The following is a 20,632-nucleotide window of genomic DNA, read 5'->3' on the forward strand; positions in this document are numbered from 1 at the left end:
TTATACTCCTAAGCTAACTCTTTCTCACACATATCAAGTGCCGATGCAATAACCGCATCCATATCGTAATACTTGTACTCTCCGAGACGTCCACCAAAGATAACCTTCTCTTCTTTATCAGCCAAAGCCTTGTAATCAGCATATAGCTTACCATTTTTCTCATCATTTACAGGATAGTATGGCTCATCTCCCGGTTTCCACTCTGAGCTGTATTCCTTACTGATTATAGTCTTTGGAAGATCATTTCCATTCTCATCTTTTCCGAACTCAAACCATTTATGCTCGATAATACGTGTCCATGGAGTCTCTCTATCTGTATAGTTAACAGCAGCATTTCCCTGGAAGTTAGGCTTGTCAAGAATCTCATTCTCAAATCTTACTGATCTGTACTCAAGATTTCCAAGAGAATAATTAAAGTATGCATCAATTGCACCTGTATATATTACCTTATCTGCCATAGCATCATACTCAGCCTTCTTCTCCAGATAATCCTCATTGAGACGTACCTCAATACCCTCGAGAAGATTTTCTACCATCTTGGTATATCCACCTACCGGAATTCCCTGATAAAGAGCATTGAAATAGTTGTTGTCAAAAGTAAGACGAACCGGAAGTCTCTTAATGATAAATGCAGGAAGCTCCTTACAATCACGTCCCCACTGTTTCTCAGTATACCCCTTTACAAGCTTCTCATAGATATCTCTACCTACAAGTGATATAGCCTGCTCCTCGAGGTTCTGTGGCTCTCCCTTTATCTCTGCCTTCTGCTCCTCAATCTTTGCAGCGGCTTCCTCAGGAGTTACAACACCCCACATTTTATTAAATGTGTACATATTAAAAGGCATTGAATAAAGCTCACCTTTATAATTTGCAACCGGTGAATTTGTGAATCTGTTGAAATTTGCAAACTGTGTAATGTAGTTCCATACCTTTGTGTTGTTTGTATGGAAAATATGAGCTCCATACTTGTGGAAATTGATTCCCTCTACCTTCTCAGTATAAACATTTCCGGCAATATTCGGACGCTTGTCTATAACAAGCACACTCTTTCCTTTTTCCTTTGCCTCGTGTGCAAAAACTGCTCCATATAAACCAGAGCCTACTACTAAATAATCGTACTTCATAATATAATTCTCCTTTTTATTTTGTTGTTCCGGGTATCATAGCGAATCCACCGTATATGGCTGTTTTTCCATCATAACCGAATGCCTGTACCCTGAAAATATATGTTGACCCAGATTTTAAGCCAGATACACGATAAGTTGTAGTATTGTTATTACCAATTCTGGCAATTCTCACCCATGTACCATTCTTATACTGCTGGACAATATAACCACTTGCTTTACTGTCTTTATTCCAATTAACCCTCAAGGCATCCTTTGCTGTACCGCCAATTCTTATACCGGTTACTGTAGCCGGACTTGTCTTTCCGTTAATATACGCATAATTACCATATAATGCAGTTTTTCCATCAAATCCAAATGCCTGTACTCGAAACTTGTACGTTGTGGATGCACTTAACTTCTCAACACGATATGTAGTTGTGCTATTCTCACCAATTCTCGCTATACGTGTCCACTTTCCACCTTTATACTGCTCTACAATATATCCTGATGCCTTACTGTTCTTCGTCCAATTTAAACGAAGTGCATCTGCTGCATGTCCGCCAATTTTCAATCCTGATATCGTAGCAGGATTTGTAATTCCACTAATATTCTTATAAGAACTGTATGTGGCAGCATTGCCATTCAGCTTAAATGCTTTAACTCTAAAATTATACTTGGTAGAAGGACTTAATTTCTCTACTCTATATGTAACAGTACTGTTGCTTCCTATTCTTGCAATTCGAGTCCAGCTTCCACTCTTATATTGCTCAACAATATATCCATCTGCAGATGTATTCTTATTCCAGTTTAATCTAAGAGCATCACCAGCTCGTCCACCTATCTTTAGACCAGAAACAGCAGACACGGTTGATTGGGCTGGAGCCGGTTCATTTTTTGCAGTTACCTTTATATTGTATACCACTTCACTAACATCGTAAGCTTTAGGTGATACCTTTAAGTAATATGATCCAGCCACTAAATCCGTTGAAATAACTGATTTAATGTTAGTATCCCCACAATACACATCACCTTTGCTAACCTCTTCACGATCTGTATTGTATAATCTTACATCCCATCCATGAGATGTGTCCTTATCATACGCTTTACCAAAGTCTATACTAACTGTTCCATTCTTTTTTAAGGTAAACTTATAACAATCTTCATTCCAACTAGTTGTTGTGCCATAATATGTTGTATTAACATTCATTAGATTTGGCGTAGCCAAATCATCATTCAATTCCTTTTCCCACACCGCACTAGATGAAAAATTAATATTAAAATTATATGTTACACTAGTGTCATCATAGTCTATCGGCTTTATTAAAATATAATATGTACCTTTAGGTAAACCATATTCACATGTAGAATCAGTCTTTGAATTTCCGCAATTAAAAGTCCATTCTATATATTTTTCCTGCTCAGAATTATAAAGAATAACATTCCAACCATGATCTGCATTACTATCATACTCTTTTCCAAAGTCTATACGAATATGTCCAGCATTTGCCATTGAAAACTTGTAATAATCAATATCCGTTGAATCACTATTAGAAATAGAACCATAACATACACTATTTGTATTCACCTTAGTAGCTGTAGAGAACGAATTATTTGCTTCCTTTTCCCAAGAATTACTAGCAGAATACACAAGTGTAAAATTATACTTAGTATCTGTCCACTCCCATCTTATACCCTTTATCCTTAAATAATATGTTCCTGAAGCTAATCCCAATACACTTGAGCTATCAGTTTTTGAATTTCCACAACGAAATTCATCTCTCTTAATAATTTCCCAATTACTATTATAAACTTCAACCGTCCAGCCTCGATTACTATCTTCATATTCTTTTCCAAAATCTATGCGAACTGAACCAGCACTGCTTAATGTAAATTTATAATTATCCACTTCATCACTTTTAGATAACTCGCCATAATTTTTTTTATTTACAAAAATACTCTGACTAGCTGATTCAGAATCACTAGCATATGTTTTTACAGATGATTCTGTATTAATTTCTTCATCTTCAACACTATTTGATGGCATAATGTCTACTGAATTACCATCATTTAATTGTACTTCTACATCTTTAGCTTCACCAGTATTCTCCACATCTAACTGATTAGATGCTGTGTCCTTAATTTCAGAACCACCAATTATGTCATCCTGACTAATTGTTTCATCTGATATCAATTCTTCTGCGGATTTGTTTGATTCACTACTTTCTTCCATGGATGTCACAGAATCTACTCCTGTAGATTCTGAATTTTCACTAAAGTCTGCAGCAAATGCTGAAAAGCTCCCTGACATTACTATTGCCAGGCTCAAAAGCGTTGCTATTATTTTTTTCTTCATAGTACTTTACCTCCTTTGTTCACAACTTAATTTACTTCATGAATATCTATCAGTGAAAATGCAACATTTGCGTCATTGCCAACCAATTGTGCTGCACCAATCATAAATTCATCATAAATATCCGCATCTGGAGTAAATGTGATTTTTCTTTCAATCCATTTGCCTCTGTTATTATTGTCAATTTTCTCTGTCCAAATCACTTGATAAAACATACTTCCTGAATCTTTAATATGTAAATTAAAATATTGTGATTCCGAAATCACTTTAAATTTTATATGCAATTCATATGTCGTTTCTTTAGACAAAGCCCCCTTCATTTGCATTATAGCATATTTTCTAGTCGGGGGATTTATTAACTTAGTGAACAAATAAATGGTTCCATTAATTACATGTTCTTCCCAAATCTTATTATCATATGAAAATACTGTATTTCTTGAGTTAAAAAATAATGGAGTATTATCGTAATTTCCATGATTAGGCTTTAATGCGTAATTTACTGCTTTAGTAAATGGCATAGTCTGAATTGCATCATAGAATAAGTCTCTTTTAGGAGATACAAAATTATGTGTACCTTTAACAGTAAAGCCATTTCCTTTCAACCATTGAAACGGAACTTCTTTTCTTACCTTAAACTTATTTTCTTCAATGGCATCAAAAAGCGCTTGTCCCTTTTTACTATTCACCAGAAGCGCTGATATCCCATTTTTATACTCTACTTCTTTGTCGAAATTATTTATCCACCAAAAATCACCTATTGTAATATCACCTATTTTGGGAACATTCTGATATTTACAATGTTCACAATGATATGAGCACATTGCATGATTATGATATACCCTCTGATAATCACTTTGACATGCTTTTTTTATTATCTTAGTTGAGCCATCTTTAAAAGTAAGTTTTACGGTTTCAGAATTCCAACCATACATCTTATTTCTGAACTCATACTTGACAAGATCCTCTCCATAGGATTCTTGTACATATTTTTTAAAGAATTTTGATGATGGTGCATTTCCACACAGTAAATCAACTATTACCAAGTTTTCATATTCTTTTTTCCCTAAATATTGTCTTAACCCCGCTGCTTGACAAGGGCAACCACTAAAAAGCACAGGTTTACCCTCTAGTAGCTTTTCTTTGACTTTTCTAAATGTATTTCCTAAATAACTTTGCAAGTACTTGGATTTTCTCAATTTATACATGTCATCTTCTGTATCAATCATAATATGTTCTACAGTAAAATCATCTTTCCAAGCAGCACCAAACACACATCCCCCTTTTTTAAATATTTCATGAGCTAATAAAGAAAATGCTCCACCACTTGAACTTTGTTTCAAAAGCACATCATTTGCTGCAACAATCTCATAGCACTTAGGTGAATCGCTATTTTCTCTTTCAACATTGTTAATCACAGGACATATTTTAGAACATATTCCACAATTTGAACATTTATCTATATTCACAATTGGTTTATAGTATCCTAAATCATTTCCTTTCATGGTAATAGCATCATTTGGACAAATACTACTGCATGCACCACACCCAACACATAAATTCATATTACAATTTTGTGTTATTGCATTATCAATTTCATCAATTTTCCTTAATTCATTTTTTAGCCAACCAACTGATTTTTCTCTATCCTCTTTAATCATTTTATTGATTTGATCGTATTCTATAAATTCTTCATATTCATCTTTCCATGAGAATTTTGAAACATTATCCACCAATCGATTCATTAAGTTAAATCTTCCTAAAATATCTCCAAATCTTTCGGCGCCTCTTCCTGGATTACAAAACGAAATAAATCGTTTTTCAAAAATTATCGAAAAACACGTACCATGAAAACTATCCGTTATAACAAACTCCGCATTTGAAAACGCTTTTAAAAAGTCCTTTACTTCCATATCTACTTGAAGATTAGGATAATTTTCCTTTCTAGTACAATGTTCCCACGAACTCTTAAGTATTGTATAATATCCATCAGCAATTGTAATAATTTTCTTATCCAATTTTCCTGATATTTCAAGCAACGCATTTAACTTTTCTTCATTTGGATCCAAAATATATGCGACAATATATGGTTCTGATTCTTCAAAATTTGACTTTTCTATCAATTCATCATATATATTTTTATCAATATCAAAAACTGGTTCTAAAAGGATTTCAGAATTAATTCCATATTTTCTTTTAAGTGTTTTAGCACTAAAATCTTCTCTAACTGATATCGCATTATACTTCTCGAGTTCAGATCTGACAAAAGGAATATTACTCTCTGCTACATGATCATCTTTCGAACCAAGCGATGTACAAAAACTAATTTTTCTTTTTTTAGAAAATGGTATATACATTAACCCACTAAACGAAATTCTATAATTCCATATTTGATCAGAGCCTGCTATAAATGTATCGACATGATTGTCTAATAACTGCAAATCCTTTCTGCTCATTCTAGGGGACACATCATCTTCATTATAAACTTCTTCTATGAAATTAGTATTATGAATTTTTTTTCGAAGCTCTATATCATCTGCTACACTATCTGGCTTTTGTAATAGCAATACAGACTTATTCATGTCTTTAATAATTCTATAAATCGCATATCCATTTAATAAAGAGCCATAATTTGCCCCATACCAAAAACCAACAATACAAACATCTCTTTTTATATCACTTGTAATCCAATTTTTTTTCTTGATTATTTCCAAATCTCTAGAAAAAACATCATTTTCTTGATGGGAATCATAATAGATAGAGTCAACAGGTGTATCATTTTTTGTATCATATACCACAATGTTAATTCCTCGTCTATTACACGCAAAATCAATTCCATTTACTAAAATAGCTGCTCTATTCCCAGTTTTCCAAGCTTCACTTGTTAAGTCGAATTTATAATTATTAAATTCAAATTTAATTTCTACTCGTTCTTCTGTTTTTTTAGAAACCGTATCTACTATTTTTTCCCCATTACAAATAGCCCCAGCATACATTACCCATAACTGTTTTGAAATACTTTCAAATCCTAATTGTTTCAGTTTTCCCAAAACAGCATCTGACATATTACTCCCCGCTGTATCTTTAACGGCAAGCAATATAGCAAAATCATTTTTCACTTCATTAAGTTTATCAAGATATGCTTCAATCTCATTTATCTCCAGCAAATCTTCTCTAATACTTTGCATGTTATTTATCCTCCCTATATTACTATAAGCTCTCAAATTCTTAAGATTGCATTTCATGCCTCTTAATTATACAAATACCTTTTGACCTAAGGTGTTTTTTATTACATATTAACAGTAACTTTCATACTGCCTCTCTTTATGATTTACACAAAGTAATTGATATCGCACCTTATATTAACCTGAATCCTTTTCATTCAGGTTAATATACATATAAAGTCAATTTAATGATTTATGTGATTTGCGTTCATATGTGCAAAATACTCTTACGTATGGATCATACTGATGTCAAGAAAACAAACACCGCTAAATACAACTGTTCTCTTACAAATCGCATAGGAACACGCACATATTTTCCCGCGAAATTAAACAATATTCAATTGTTATGATTACTAATTATCTTACTAGTATATATATTATTTTTTCATTTTTCTTGGAATTGAAGTCATTAACATACCCAATTTATAAGATTTTGATTTTCTTGTTTCTGACAATCTCCATGCAAAATCATCTCTTTCTGTTCTGAGTCTATCTATTTCTTTTTGCATATTCTCGATTCTATCATTATATGTACTCACATCATCTATCACAAAATGATCATATAAAAACGTGTTTTCTTCTACTAATTCTGAAACATCCTTACCTGTTAGTACAACATTTTCAATCTTACCCAAATTATAAATTTGCTCAATTTGCTCATAATGCATCTGATTAGTGCATAATCCATTATGATTATCCCAAAACTCAGTTAAATTAGTTTTTCCTTCATAAATATCATAAAATTTGTTCAAGAAATCGTCTATACTACCAGCTTTAAACTTAAAATTATCAGAATCTGTTAATTCCGATGCTCCACCAGCATCACTCGACAAAATCGGAACTCCAAATGATACCATTTCAATTGCTACTTGTGGTAAATTATCCTCCCATAAAACAGGTATAATTCCCAAATTCACTCCTGTTAAAATTCGATTTAAATCACCATGATTATATCCATGAATAATTTCTATATTATGAAATGATTTTAATTTTTCTCGTATCATTTCATCTTTTCCTTGTGTTGTAGTTGTTAACACCAAATCAATATTCATGGCATACTCTTTTTTTACTTTTGCCAAAGAATCTAATAAAAATGGATATCCCTTTTCTTCATAATCTAAATTAGATCCCAAATAAGCAACTTTTAAGTACTTGTCTCTATCACAGTTTGATCTACCCATTTGAAATTCTGCAACTCTAGTTCCAATATAACTAAGTATTAATTTTTTCCTATCAAATCCATTGTCTATCGCAATTTTCATAACTTTTTTAGATACACAAAGAATACTATCCATATTCTCATTCAATGTTTTTGTGGCACGCTTTTTAAATTCTATAAATTCTGAGGCATCCTTTTTTATATTAAGCCTATCAAAAGAAAAATAATCACTCCATTCATAGCGTCTTTCAACATCGAAATTACCATCATTATTTACTAATCCTCTGTCTATCATTTCCTGTGCATAATTTCTCATATTTGAACGATCTATACACTTGTCACAATCATTAGCCGTACAATCCGGAACACAATTCACATGCTTATCTCTGTTGAAATAAAATCCAGTCATACACATAGGAACATAATTATGTATAGAGAATATAAATTTTGTATTATTAAACTCTTTCTTCAATTCCAAAATATCCAAAGACAAACCTTCTATATTATTAAAATGTATTGCCTCGAACTGACCATATTTTGTTATAAATTTTCTAATTGTATCCTTTAATATTTCACTCTCAAATGCCACCTCTGGATTTCCAAATAACATATCCTGTGGTGCCGGAACTGGTGAATTAACAACTTCAAAAGTTTTACATCTATCACCAAATATATTTTTTATTTTACGAACATAACATTCTTTTTTTGAAATATCATATGCCCAGCCACTACTCAAAAAGTAGACATCAACATCCGGTCTATTCTGTATAATTGTTTGAATTAAATTTCTACAATATACAGTAACTCCGCCACCTGCTCTATTTGGATTGTCAAATGGCACCCAATTATATATTAGTACTTTTTTTCTATCTTTATATAAATTTTTTATAGGTGACTTGAATTTCAAAAATATTTTCTTATCATTATCATTAAAATCATCTCTAATCACCATTGGATTTATTTTTTCCAACATTTCTCGTGCTTTACTATAAAAAAGTTGTTCTTTTCCCTCATAATCTGATTCATTTATAGCACCACACAAATACATCAACGCTCTTGCATAGGCTAATTTAAGCGTTTCCTCATCTTGACAATTATATCTTTTTAAAACATCTAAATTATCCTGCATTCTATCAAATGGAATATTAAAATCGTAACCTTTAGATGAAGATCCCTCCACCTCCGTTCTATAGTTATAAAACGGACGTTTAGTCCAATATATACTCTTAGCACAACACATTGTTTCAAAGAAGAATGGATTATCTACCCATCCACCCCCTTTAGCTTCTTTAAATTTTATATGATTTTCTTCAATTAAACTCCTTTTATATATAGCAGACCAAATTGATGGATGTCCCCATAAAATCTGCGGATACTCTTTGATTGTAAAAGGGAGTGCCAGTTCTGGCATATTATTTCTTTCTTCATTTACTACTTTAGTTATTTTTCCTGATTCATCTTCATAGCAATTCCAAAAATTACTTTTCACAATATCAATACTACCATCATTACTATATAAATATAGTTTTTCAAACATATTCTTTTCTATATAATCATCCGCTTCAACACACCCTATATATTCTCCTGTTGCAACAGAAAGTCCAGCATTCATAGAATGTCCATTTCCACCATTAGGTTTATGTACAACTTTAAATCTGCTGTCTTTTTCTGCAAAACTATCCATAATTTCCGGTGAACTATCTGTTGATCCATCATCTACACATATAATTTCTATATCTTTCAAAGTCTGACTTTGAATACTTCCCAAACACTGTTTTAAATATTTTTCCGCATTATAAATAGGCACTATTATTGATACCTTAACATTTTGAGTACTCATTTCTTTTTTCAATTCATTCTTCATCTCTTTTTCTCCTTCAAGTTTATCTTATATTTTTTCAATTATATTTTGAACATTTTTATTATACACATATGTTCCAATATTATATAGTAGAATGGAATAAATCAATAATTTAAGCCATAATGACCATTTGGGAATTATTCCATCGATTACGCTTAATCTAGCTATCGCTATTGACAAATATACAGGATTCAATGAAATTAATTCTTGCATCAAAGGCGATAATCTATTTGTGTTATAAAAAATTCCTGACGCATAAAATACAAACAATGTAAATATTCTATAAAAATAAGTTATATCAGCAAATACTACATTAATTATTGCCAATATTTTACCTATTCCTAATATCATAATAGCTAATAATATTATATCAGGTATTATTAATACCCATTCCCAAGATGGATTAAGGCCATAATACCATGCAACTATGATAAAAATAAATATTGAAAAGCAAAAGTTAATTAACGCAACATATACTCTCTCAATAGGATACAAATTCCTTGATATTGATGATTTAATCAAAAAATTTTTATTTCCAGACAAAGACGTCAAACAGCTTGTCGTGCCTTCATTAAACAATCCGTATATCATTGTTCCAATTAAAATATATATTGGAAAATATATAAAATTTCCATTATCAAACATTTTAGTAAATACTAATGATATTACAACCGAATCTATAAACGGATTAATAATTTGCCAAAATTGACCTAAAAATGCTGATGAATTACCTCTTTGCCTATCTCTTTTGGCAAGTAATCTTATCACATAAATACTATGCCTTATATCTTTTAAATTTTTCTTACACTCACTCATTATTACAACCTTTCCATTATCCTGTTTACGCAAAGTTTAAATAGTATTTTTCCAAATAAATACATGCCTAAACTCCAAATAAAAACTTCTGCGACAAAAAAACTTCCTGGTTTTGTTCCATAAACTATGCAATCACGAGTAAGCTTAATAAAAGCATATACTGGATTATGCTTTATAAAATTCTGTATGCCTTCGGACACCCAATCGATAGAATAAAACATTGCCACTAAAAATCGAAGTATAAATACCACATGAGCATGTATATCTCTTATGTCCGGAAACACTACGTATATTATTGATAATGCGTACGAGGCTCCAGCAATAAATAAAAGAAAAAGTACAAATATTACTGGAATAAACAAAATATATACTGTAATTTTTGCTCTATATAATATCAGCACAAATATAAAAGGAATAAATCCAAGCATAGTGTTTATAAACGCTGTTAAAACTCTTGACAGCACTAACAGCTCTCTTGGGAGTTTTGTCTTAAATAAAAAATCTCTATTATCTTTTAAGCATGTTAATGAAGTCATAGTTGCTGTACTAAAACATTCAAATAATAAAAACCCAGCAAAATAATATGCCGGATATTTATCTATTCCTTTATTAAATACAAGCGAAAACATAAACACTACAAGTATCATTCTTAACAAAGGATAGAAAATACTCCATAGTATTCCCATATAGCTTCTGGCGTATTTACGTTTAAGCTCACGTTTTGTAAGCTCCCATAATGCAAACTTATATTCACTTATATATTCTTTTAATGATCTTCTATACATTTTGCTGTTTCCTATATGCTGCACAAACGGTCTTCGGATCTCCTACCATCTGAAGCTTTCCTTTCTCTATCCATACAACCTTTGAACAGTTATCAAGAATTGTTCCCATGCCATGACTTACCATCAGTACAGTTGAGCCTCCATGTATCATTTCCTTAACTCGTGCAAGACTCTTCTTTCTGAAAAATTCATCTCCTACAGAAAGCACCTCATCCAGTATAAGGATTTCAGCCGCATCTCCTGCTGTTGCTATTGCAAATCCAAGTCTGCTGACCATACCACTTGAGAAATTCTTCACTTTCTCATCTACGAAATCCTGCAATTCTGCAAAATCTATAATTTCATCAAAATGCTCATCTATAAATTTTTTACTGTATCCAATGATTGCACCATTGAGATATATATTTTCTCTAGCAGTAAGCTCCATATCAAATCCGGTTCCAAGTGTAAGAAGCTGAACTTTTCTTCTATCAACCACTACTTTACCACCTGATGGATTAAGAGCACCTGATACTATCCTGAGCATCGTACTCTTTCCCGAACCATTTGTTCCGATTATACCAACAACCTCGCCCTTATATACATCAAAACTAACATGATCCAAAGCATACAGCTCACGATAATTTATCTGATGCTTTAATTTCTGAATAAGGAAATCCTTCATTCCTGAAGCACTACTGTTAGAAATTTTAAACTTCATAGTTACATCCTGAACTGATATTATAGGTTCCTCGCCTTTTTCATTCAAGTGATTCTCTGTCTTCTCTACATCATCATTCTTGATCTGCTTTATATCATTACTTACAATGACCCTTTTCTTCTTAGAATTTTTCTTTTTGCGTCTTGCTCTGCCAACTTCACGCCCCCAAAAATAAACTAACACAATGAGTGCCAATCCCGTAATAATTGCAATTATCATTATGAATATCAATTTTCCGGTCATCGGCTTTGCGTCTGCAATATTTTCATCTACATTCCACAGTGTAAGCTTGTCTGCTTCAACCTTATAAAAGCCACTCTCTCCATCACTTCTAAGGGCATAGCATATATTCTGCTTTTTGATAACATCTTCTGTCAAGCCTTCCGGCCAGCTATCGCTGGCATATGGAGATGTATAATAATAAATAGTATTACCTGTATTATAGAAATTGCACTCATACAACTGTTTCTGCGAGTTACTGTAACTATATAAATGTGTCTCACCGTTAGAATCCACTAACGAAAGGAAAAATATATCTTGTGCTTCATTTGAATAAAACGTCACATCCATATTCCCAAGCTTTCCAGGAACAAGCACATATTTCCAGCTAACACTCTCAGGAACATACTGATTCGAGTCAACAACATAATAATCTGTATCATTAAGTTTAATTGAAGGTTCAAGATGTGGAATATCGGTCTCGAATGGTCCAACATATTCCGTCGGTTCTTCTGTTCGTGGTGTGCCTGTATCCTCTCCTTCTATTGTGATTCCTGCCTCATCCAGTTCAGTCATGTCAAACTGTTCTGTACTATTGGCATCGGAGGTATATATATATGCGTTCTTTACCTTTATGTAGGCATCACCACCACTTATCGTTTTGAATGAAAGCATATATTTTATCTGATCTGACACTCCAATTCCCTCGAGAGTTATCACACCGTTTGATTCCGATTCAGCACCTCCGGTATACTCCATCCGTGATTTATCATATTCCACTTCAACATGATAAGATCCCATTTTTGATTTTGTTTTCAGATATACACCTACCTGAAATTGTGAATTATCCCGTGCCTCGTAACTCTCTGAACCAAATGTAACACTCCCCGTTGCAGCATAAACATCTGTAGGACAATATAATATTGTGATTACCATGCACATAACTGCAACTGCGTATACTATCTTGTTTAATACTATCTTTCTCATCTCATCCTCATTTGAATTCTTTTTCTTATATATACAAATTTCTTATATTGCTCTGCTGAACGCAGGCTTCTATCCACACTTTCCCCCAAGCGCACAATACTTCCCTCTATCCACGCACTTTCATGGATTTCTTTTTTTGATATGCCAAGCATTATAAGCATTTTAGGTATAAACCTCTGATTTACTATTTCCTCATGACTCAGCTCTGCTGCTACCTTTTTCAGATTTCCTTCCAACACATCATCCGAAAACAGCAGATCTCCGAACTCTTCCACTTCAGTTTTTGTCGGATGTGCCATAAGCGGTTTCAAAAGCTTTTCCACAAACCGAACATCACTTTGCTTATCATAGATATTTATTTGATTCAAATAATTCAATAACTGTCTTACGTTATCCTGTATTATCTCCTTATTTGGATTCTGCTCCATATCCATCTGTGGGATATATCTATCAGCTTCTTTACTGTATCCAATAGTCATCCCCTCCGGAGATGTAAATACAGCTTCAAACAAGCAATTGCTAAAATAAGATTTTCTATCCAGTCCTGTTTTCGGATTAAAGTAGAAACCATGATACATATCCGAAGCTTCCTCCTTCGGTATTTCATATAGTCCAAAGTAAAATCCGTCTATCCTGTCCTTTTGTGTCAGATGCCTGATTGTCTGCTGTAAAGTTCCAACCCATCCGCTGTCAACCAGACCATACTTTATATCATCTAATAACCCTTCCTGCCTTAAATATCCAATAGCATTAGGATATGCTATCTTTGAGTGCCTTTGTATGTAAGCAAGAAGTTTACGATTATCTGCAAATTTACTTTTTAAAATCATGATTTCCTGATAGTTTAACATTCTATCAAGCTCATTGTCCATCTCACATTCTTTTGCCACATCATGGATTTCTTCATCCGTCAACGCTGCACGCTTCATGATATGTCTAAATGTCACATCTATTCCGCCTATAAAGATTCTATCCAGGCACTTTTCGCCCAGCATGGCATACTCCGGCACTCTCATAGAATACCTCGACACATTAAGATATCGTATCTCTATATCTATATTCATTTTTCGACACAAGTCTTTAGCCACCAAAAACATCTGATAGCCATCTCTTGACAGGAAATACAGTCTTTTTATGCCTTGCTGTTGAGTCTGCCCGATAACCCATATCACAAACTCTATCATTACAGGTATCATTGCTGTATTATACAGGCTATTCTCTTTTTGTTTCTGAAAAGCATCTCTGTATATAGACCTGCTATTTATTATTTGCCTGTAATAATCAATTCGCTCTCTAATTCTTTCTTCCATGGTTTCTTTCGTGTTTTCATTCTTTTTAATATGTAAATCATTTCTCTGGGTACCAGACATGCTATAATCGGTCTGAACACATATACCCATCCGGTCGGAAACAGAACATGGAGCTTATTAAAGTTCTCAAATCTGACCTTTGCCTCATTTATACCGCGTTTAAAATCACGTCTTCTATATGAATCACTATCCTCGCGATATGTAAAAAGTGTTTCCTGTATATTGTATCCTCTTTTTCCCATCTGCCTGAGTCTCATAAATATCTCATAGTCCTCACACAATAATGTTTCTTCAGATACCTTATATCCATCAGTTTCTTCAAATAGAGAAGCTCTGTACATAACGGTAGGATGTATATATGGTGAATACTTCAGGTAATCTTTCTCTGCCGGTGCCTCCGGCATTTCTCTTGTTCCCCATATTCCATTTTCATCCAGAAGTCTTGCATTACATCCACACCAGCTATACTGTGGATTCTTTTCTAGGAAATCGTACTGCACTTTCAATCTGTTTGGATCTGATATATCATCGGCATCCATCCTGGCTATATACTTGCCTCTTGCCTGCTCTATACACGCATTAAGTGAAAATGCAAGCCCATGATTCTTTTCCTGCCCGATTAATACTATTCTTGGATCTATTTTTTTGATTTTTTCTAAGATTAAAGCGGCATCCGGCTGTGATCCATCATCATATATTATGAATTCAAAATCCTTAAAGGTCTGATTAAGTATAGAGTCAACAGCTTCTCTCAGGACTTTCTCATCATTTTGATTGTACACACCCATTATCACCGATATAGACACATCATATTTACTCATAAACCAATTTCCCTATACACCTGATTCATTATCAGGTTAGTGCGCTCTTTAGAAAACCATTGTACCTTTTTTATTCCCTTTTCAACCATAATTTCAGTTAAATCAGGATTATCTTTTATCTTTTTGATATAATATGCAAAGCTATCTGTATCATCAGGGTCACATGCAAATGCATTGTCGCCGTGATTGACATATTCTCTTGTTCCTCTGTTGTCACCTACTATAAGGGGTACTCCACATGCCATAGCTTCAAGAGCCGCCATTCCAAGTCCCTCCCTTACCGAAGGGAAAACAAAGCAATCTGCATCTTTAAGTACTTCACGTGTGTCATTAACATATCCGCACAAATGAACCTGGTTCTCTAATTGATTTTCAGTAATCAGATTTTCCAGTTCCTCTTTTGCTTTGCCCTTTCCATATATGTAATATTGAATATGTTTATCATTCAATTGCTTAATAGCTTTTATAACTACTCTATGATTCTTATTTCGATTAAGCTCACCTACTGAAACTATTCTGAAACAATTATCATCCCGCTTATAACCTTCCCGAGGCGTAAATTTCCTAAGATCAATTCCCACTCCCGGGATTCGTGCGTAGTCTTTTACATGCATTTTCTTTGCCATTTCAAAATCTGCTTGATTTATTGTAATCAGACAATCTGTATATTTTGCCAGAACTTTCTCTACCGGATAATATATGAGCCAGTTCTTAACAGGTGCTCCTGTATAAAAATGAAATCCATGTGCAGTGTAAATCACCTTGCAACCTGTTTTCTTTCCTGCCAATCGGCCAAGGACTCCGCCTACCGGTGTATGACAATGTATAAGCTCTATTTTTTCTTCTTTTATAATTCTTATTATATCCTTAAGGCTTCTGTTTAAAGCCACGATATTATAAGGATTCTTATCTATTTCAACCTGATGAAGCCTGATCCCATTATCGATGTATTCCTTCTTATCAAACTCATATATCCTATTTTCAAAATTTGATGCGTAATGTACTTCAAAACCAAGCTGCTGCATGATGTGAACATCATCCATCTCAAATCTGGACACAAACCCACCTATCGTTGTGATTATAAGTGATTTTTTCATTATAGCTATTCTCCATCTAACGACTCTTCACCCTCCGAGGAATTATCAGACTCTGTCGGTGGAGTAACCGGATTGTCCGGCTCTGTTGGTGTAACAGAGGTATCCGGCTCTGATGGTGTTATAGGGGTAACCGGCTCCGTTGACGGCTGTGAAGGTTTTTCAGTCTCACTTGTATTTCCTCCACTATTGCTATCATCTGAACCATTAGAAGGCTCTGATGGTGTTATTGTCCCATTTCCGGAACTACTGCCTGTTCCTCCTGTATTTCCTGCATTTCCATTATTTGTATTTGAAGGTTTTTTTACGGTATTGCCTGTCCCACCACTATTTGTATCCGAGTTATTGCCATTGGCGGTACTACCATGTCCTCTTGAATCGCTATCTTCTTCAACTGCTTCTTCTACAGAAGAGAGTTCATCTCCGTCAATACTATTAGATTTTATGTATGCAACCCTTCCGTTGTAATTAACCATTAGCCATTCATCTTTTTCAGTTTTTCCAACAGCTTTTACTTTGGTTCCCTTTTCTAAAGTTCCCAACTGTGCTGAGTTCTTATCCGGCTTAACGTAAACTACTGTGTTTTTTATTAATTTAACCGACTTCTCTGTCAAATTTCCAAGCACTTTATTTGAAAAGCTAAAAGCTTCCTCTGCCTCTGTCTGCTGTGTTCCGGCAGCTCCTGATTCAACAGAATATCCCTTTGAAATATACTCAGTAGCTGTCTCAGTTGTATCCTCTACGGCTCCACATGCTCCTGCTATAAGCGCAATTCCAAGCATATGTAACAGAAAAAAACATTTTTTATTCATTTACACCTCTCTATCAACCTTACCAATTACTTATTGTTGCATAGAAATTCTTTTACGTTTATATATTAAAAATGATACATCATATCTACAAAAAAGTCTACCCCCCCCCGATTTTTTCAACGTTTTTCATATTTTTCAACATTTTTTGCCACTTTTTTGTGCATAATAAATACTACAAGCATATAATTACATTAACTATGCCAATTAAATACACCCACAGACTAAATAAATACATAATCTGTGGGTGTTCATGCTTCTGCCTATTGTCATAATCATGATTATAATTTGTTTTACCTGACTATTTTAATTTTTCAACTACCATATCCACATATTTCTGACAGATTTCCTCACTCTCTGCTTCAACCATAACACGGATAACAGGCTCTGTACCCGACTCGCGCACCAGAATACGTCCTGTATCGCCGAGCTCTGCAGTAACCTGATCGACAGCCGCCTGAACCTCCGGATTGGCAAGTGCCTCAGCCTTGTCAGACACTCGCACATTCTGAAGTACCTGTGGGTAGATGCTAAGCCCCTCACAAAGCTGGCTCATCTTCTGTTTTCTCGCCATCATGACCTCCATCATCTTAAGGCTGGTCAGGATACCATCACCTGTTGATGCATACTTAGAGAAGATGATATGTCCTGACTGCTCTCCGCCGATGCGGCAGCCGTTCTGCTGCATGTACTCGTATACATATTTATCACCTACTGCAGTCTTTGCATAGCCGATTCCAAGCTCATCAAGGGCCTTATAGAGTCCGAAGTTGGACATAACTGTTGTGACAACTGTATTGTTATCGAGCTTTCCTCTCTCTTTCATGTACTTTCCATAGATGTAGAGGATATGGTCTCCTGTGATTACATTTCCAAGCTCATCTACGCAGAGACATCTGTCTGCATCTCCATCGTATGCAAAGCCTACATCAAGACCATTGTCCACCACGTATTTCTGTAAGCCCTCGATATGTGTAGAGCCTGCATTATTGTTGATGTTTAGACCGTTTGGTTCATTGTTGATGACATAGCACTTTGCTCCTAGTGCCTCAAAAATAGACTTTGCCATATTCCATGAGCTTCCGTTAGCGCAGTCAAGACCTACCTTCATGCCCTTGAATGAGTAGACACCAAGCGATATGAGGTATCCCATGTAACGGTTACGGCCTGCCACATAATCCACTGTACATCCGATTGCATCCTTATGTGCATAAGGCAACTCCTTCCACTCCTGACCAAACAGGCGGAGTTTACCATCTATATAGTCCTCAACAAGGAGAATTGTCTCCTCATCCATCTTCTCTCCATTGCTGTTGATAAGCTTGATTCCATTGTCATAGTATGGATTGTGGCTTGCTGAAATCATGATACCACAGTCAAAATCATCGGTTCTGGCTACATATGCCACTGATGGAGTTGTGGTAACGTGTAATAGATATGCATCCGCTCCCGATGCTGTAAGTCCTGATACAAGGGAGTACTCAAACATGTAGCTTGAACGTCTTGTATCCTTACCTATTACTATCTTTGCCGGTTCGTCGAGCTGCTTCTTTTTCTTGAGTTCTCCGTAATACCAGCCTAAAAATCTGCCAATCTGATATGCATGCTCTGCTGTTAAATTGACATTAGCCTCTCCACGGAAGCCGTCTGTTCCAAAATATTTTCCCATTGTCGTCCCCTTGTGAATTTATTTTTATTTCATTATACACTTTTCGAATAAATTTGTGTAGAGGTTTTTGCAATAACTCCTCCTAAAAAAGCCCCCATCACGTTGGTAATAACATCCTCCACATCCATCACTCCACGCATCGTAATGTACTGCGCGATTTCTACTGACAGTGAAAGTACAAGTCCTATAAAAATCACCTCGCATATGCTGCATTTATTTCTTCTGATGACCGGCCAAAGTAAACCAAACGGCATAAACAATATAATATTCAGTATAACCTGATCCCACTCACTTTGTACTCCTGCTAAAAAGAGCCTTAAATCAAGTCCCAGCCTGCACCTGAACTCGTGACTTCCGAAAGGTGCCCGCGTAAATAGCGTAGTAGCATATAAAAAGCATATACAAACCACATAGCATATAATAGCTATAGCCTGATACAATTTCAATTTTTTCTTAATAATTCCATATATACAAAAAACCACGGTCAGACAAAGAATAATCATAAAAACACTTTTCTCAAAATCTGACCATGGTCTATTATGCATTTTGATTATATTAATGTAGTGTTCTATTTTTTCCATAATTATATTATATCATAAATATAGAGATACTACACCTAATTTATAATTTCGGATACTCAATTAATCAATCCTCAAAATCAGTATTTGTAAAATCATTGTTTGGCTCGCTTACTTTTTCAGAGAGTGCATTGCTGTACTCATCCACTACATCACTGGGTGTATAGTCTGCCTCACCATATAGGAATTGATGTACTCCCTTTGCCATATCCGCAAGAGTGCAAGGCACCTCTACCCAGGCCCCGTCAACTTTGCCACCATAAAACACCTGCGGATATGCTGTTGTATCGCTTATATTGTACTCTGAAAGGTTCTTGAATATGGTCAGGGCATCGTTAGCATCATAGTCTGTATTAATACTACCTACCATATCTGATATGAATTTGACCTTTTCAGCAGTGTCCAGTTTCTTTGCCGCCTCAAATACCTTAAATAATACTGTCCTCTGTCTCTCAGTTCTCTTATAGTCACCACCTGTTGTGTAGCGGATTCTCGTAAATGCGACTGTTTGTGTACCATCAAGTGTATATGTGCCGGGCTCTGTTATGTGTTCCGATTTAGTTCCTCTGACCCCATTGATTTCATCTATATATTCGTTGATAACATTGACCTCTGATGCATCAAGATCCTGACTTATTCCGCCAATCTCATCCACTATATCGCCAACTGAGTTAAAATTCAAAGTAACATAATGTTTGATATCAAGATCCAAATTCTTGTTTAGTGTATCTACAGCAAGCTCCGGACCGCCAAATGCATGTGCATGTGTAACTTTCTGATAGCCATGTCCCTCTATATTCATCATTGTATCTCTGAATACAGAGAGTATCCTGACCGTCTTAGCATCATGATCCACCCTGACTACCATGATAGAATCTGATCTGGTCCCTTTTCCAAGCTGATTCGAACGACTATCCACGCCAAAGATCGCGAAGTCCTCCGCGCCACCGGTCAACGTCTCATCATCTTTCTGTTCCTCACTATTATCCTGTTTTGTGACATTCTCAGTGCCAACTTTCACAGTACCTAAGCCTTTTTTGTCCCCCGTACCCACAGTTATCTTTATCAATATCGCAACTATGAGCACTATAAGTGCTATGAACATTATAAATACTATTGCTGTGATTACGTTCCTTTTCCTTTTCAT

Annotated in this window: 14 protein-coding genes; all 14 read right to left on the bottom strand. The window is 34.8% G+C overall.

The window, feature by feature from the left end; genetic code table 11:
• Positions 1–8: 8 nt before the first annotated feature.
• The 14 genes from glf to EUBREC_RS12455 all read right to left on the bottom strand — a co-directional run bounded on the left by glf (position 9) and on the right by EUBREC_RS12455 (position 20,632).
• Positions 9–1,124, bottom strand: a complete 1,116-nt coding sequence (gene glf, locus EUBREC_RS12390; protein ID WP_012743519.1) for a UDP-galactopyranose mutase — start codon at positions 1,122–1,124, stop codon at positions 9–11.
• A 16-nt stretch (positions 1,125–1,140) separates the two neighbouring features.
• A complete protein-coding gene (locus tag EUBREC_RS12395) occupies positions 1,141–3,459 on the bottom strand; it encodes a fibronectin type III domain-containing protein (protein WP_012743520.1) in 2,319 nt (772 codons plus the stop codon).
• A 26-nt stretch (positions 3,460–3,485) separates the two neighbouring features.
• A complete protein-coding gene (locus tag EUBREC_RS12400) occupies positions 3,486–6,641 on the bottom strand; it encodes a polysaccharide pyruvyl transferase family protein (protein ID WP_041254199.1) in 3,156 nt (1,051 codons plus the stop codon).
• Between the two features lie 413 nt (positions 6,642–7,054).
• A complete protein-coding gene (locus EUBREC_RS16710; protein ID WP_012743522.1) occupies positions 7,055–9,700 on the bottom strand; it encodes a glycosyltransferase in 2,646 nt (881 codons plus the stop codon).
• Positions 9,701–9,724: 24 nt separating this feature from the next.
• A complete protein-coding gene (locus EUBREC_RS12410; RefSeq protein WP_012743523.1) occupies positions 9,725–10,513 on the bottom strand; it encodes an ABC transporter permease in 789 nt (262 codons plus the stop codon).
• 2 nt (positions 10,514–10,515) lie between these two features.
• Positions 10,516–11,298 (bottom strand): ABC transporter permease, encoded by a 783-nt coding sequence (locus EUBREC_RS12415; RefSeq protein ID WP_012743524.1) that lies wholly within the window; start codon positions 11,296–11,298, stop codon positions 10,516–10,518.
• On the bottom strand, positions 11,291–13,204 hold the full coding sequence (locus tag EUBREC_RS18035; RefSeq protein ID WP_012743525.1) for an ABC transporter ATP-binding protein: 1,914 nt from the start codon (positions 13,202–13,204) through the stop codon (positions 11,291–11,293). Before EUBREC_RS18035 ends, EUBREC_RS12415 begins: the two co-directional genes overlap by 8 nt.
• Positions 13,201–14,514, bottom strand: coding sequence for a hypothetical protein (locus EUBREC_RS12425; RefSeq protein ID WP_012743526.1), 1,314 nt, complete (start codon positions 14,512–14,514; stop codon positions 13,201–13,203). Before EUBREC_RS12425 ends, EUBREC_RS18035 begins: the two co-directional genes overlap by 4 nt.
• Positions 14,469–15,335, bottom strand: a complete 867-nt coding sequence (locus EUBREC_RS12430; protein ID WP_012743527.1) for a glycosyltransferase family 2 protein — start codon at positions 15,333–15,335, stop codon at positions 14,469–14,471. Before EUBREC_RS12430 ends, EUBREC_RS12425 begins: the two co-directional genes overlap by 46 nt.
• Positions 15,332–16,432, bottom strand: a complete 1,101-nt coding sequence (locus tag EUBREC_RS12435; protein ID WP_012743528.1) for a glycosyltransferase family 4 protein — start codon at positions 16,430–16,432, stop codon at positions 15,332–15,334. The genes EUBREC_RS12430 and EUBREC_RS12435 overlap by 4 nt, the downstream gene beginning before the upstream one ends.
• 5 nt (positions 16,433–16,437) lie before the next feature.
• Complete coding sequence (locus EUBREC_RS12440) at positions 16,438–17,241, bottom strand: SH3 domain-containing protein (protein WP_012743529.1); 804 nt, start codon at positions 17,239–17,241, stop codon at positions 16,438–16,440.
• A gap of 298 nt (positions 17,242–17,539) precedes the next feature.
• Complete coding sequence (gene glmM, locus EUBREC_RS12445) at positions 17,540–18,907, bottom strand: phosphoglucosamine mutase (protein WP_012743530.1); 1,368 nt, start codon at positions 18,905–18,907, stop codon at positions 17,540–17,542.
• A 32-nt stretch (positions 18,908–18,939) separates the two neighbouring features.
• Positions 18,940–19,488, bottom strand: coding sequence for a VanZ family protein (locus EUBREC_RS16715; protein ID WP_012743531.1), 549 nt, complete (start codon positions 19,486–19,488; stop codon positions 18,940–18,942).
• A gap of 64 nt (positions 19,489–19,552) precedes the next feature.
• Positions 19,553–20,632: an LCP family protein gene (locus EUBREC_RS12455; protein WP_041254201.1), complete on the bottom strand. Its 1,080-nt coding sequence runs from the start codon at positions 20,630–20,632 to the stop codon at positions 19,553–19,555.

This window comes from Agathobacter rectalis ATCC 33656 (assembly GCF_000020605.1).
GTDB classification, from domain to species: Bacteria; Bacillota; Clostridia; order Lachnospirales; family Lachnospiraceae; genus Roseburia; species Roseburia rectalis.

What these genes read in the sequence shown, in the direction of transcription:
- EUBREC_RS12410 (WP_012743523.1), bottom strand. Translation starts at nt 10,513, where the DNA reads ATGAGTGAGTGTAAGAAAAATTTAAAAGATATAAGGCATAGTATTTAT.
- EUBREC_RS16710 (WP_012743522.1), bottom strand. Translation starts at nt 9,700, where the DNA reads ATGAAGAATGAATTGAAAAAAGAAATGAGTACTCAAAATGTTAAGGTA.
- EUBREC_RS12455 (WP_041254201.1), bottom strand. Translation starts at nt 20,632, where the DNA reads ATGAAAAGGAAAAGGAACGTAATCACAGCAATAGTATTTATAATGTTC.
- EUBREC_RS12400 (WP_041254199.1), bottom strand. Translation starts at nt 6,641, where the DNA reads ATGCAAAGTATTAGAGAAGATTTGCTGGAGATAAATGAGATTGAAGCA.
- EUBREC_RS12425 (WP_012743526.1), bottom strand. Translation starts at nt 14,514, where the DNA reads ATGGAAGAAAGAATTAGAGAGCGAATTGATTATTACAGGCAAATAATA.
- EUBREC_RS16715 (WP_012743531.1), bottom strand. Translation starts at nt 19,488, where the DNA reads ATGGAAAAAATAGAACACTACATTAATATAATCAAAATGCATAATAGA.
- glf (WP_012743519.1), bottom strand. Translation starts at nt 1,124, where the DNA reads ATGAAGTACGATTATTTAGTAGTAGGCTCTGGTTTATATGGAGCAGTT.
- EUBREC_RS18035 (WP_012743525.1), bottom strand. Translation starts at nt 13,204, where the DNA reads ATGAGAAAGATAGTATTAAACAAGATAGTATACGCAGTTGCAGTTATG.
- EUBREC_RS12395 (WP_012743520.1), bottom strand. Translation starts at nt 3,459, where the DNA reads ATGAAGAAAAAAATAATAGCAACGCTTTTGAGCCTGGCAATAGTAATG.
- EUBREC_RS12440 (WP_012743529.1), bottom strand. Translation starts at nt 17,241, where the DNA reads ATGAATAAAAAATGTTTTTTTCTGTTACATATGCTTGGAATTGCGCTT.
- glmM (WP_012743530.1), bottom strand. Translation starts at nt 18,907, where the DNA reads ATGGGAAAATATTTTGGAACAGACGGCTTCCGTGGAGAGGCTAATGTC.
- EUBREC_RS12430 (WP_012743527.1), bottom strand. Translation starts at nt 15,335, where the DNA reads ATGAGTAAATATGATGTGTCTATATCGGTGATAATGGGTGTGTACAAT.
- EUBREC_RS12435 (WP_012743528.1), bottom strand. Translation starts at nt 16,432, where the DNA reads ATGAAAAAATCACTTATAATCACAACGATAGGTGGGTTTGTGTCCAGA.
- EUBREC_RS12415 (WP_012743524.1), bottom strand. Translation starts at nt 11,298, where the DNA reads ATGTATAGAAGATCATTAAAAGAATATATAAGTGAATATAAGTTTGCA.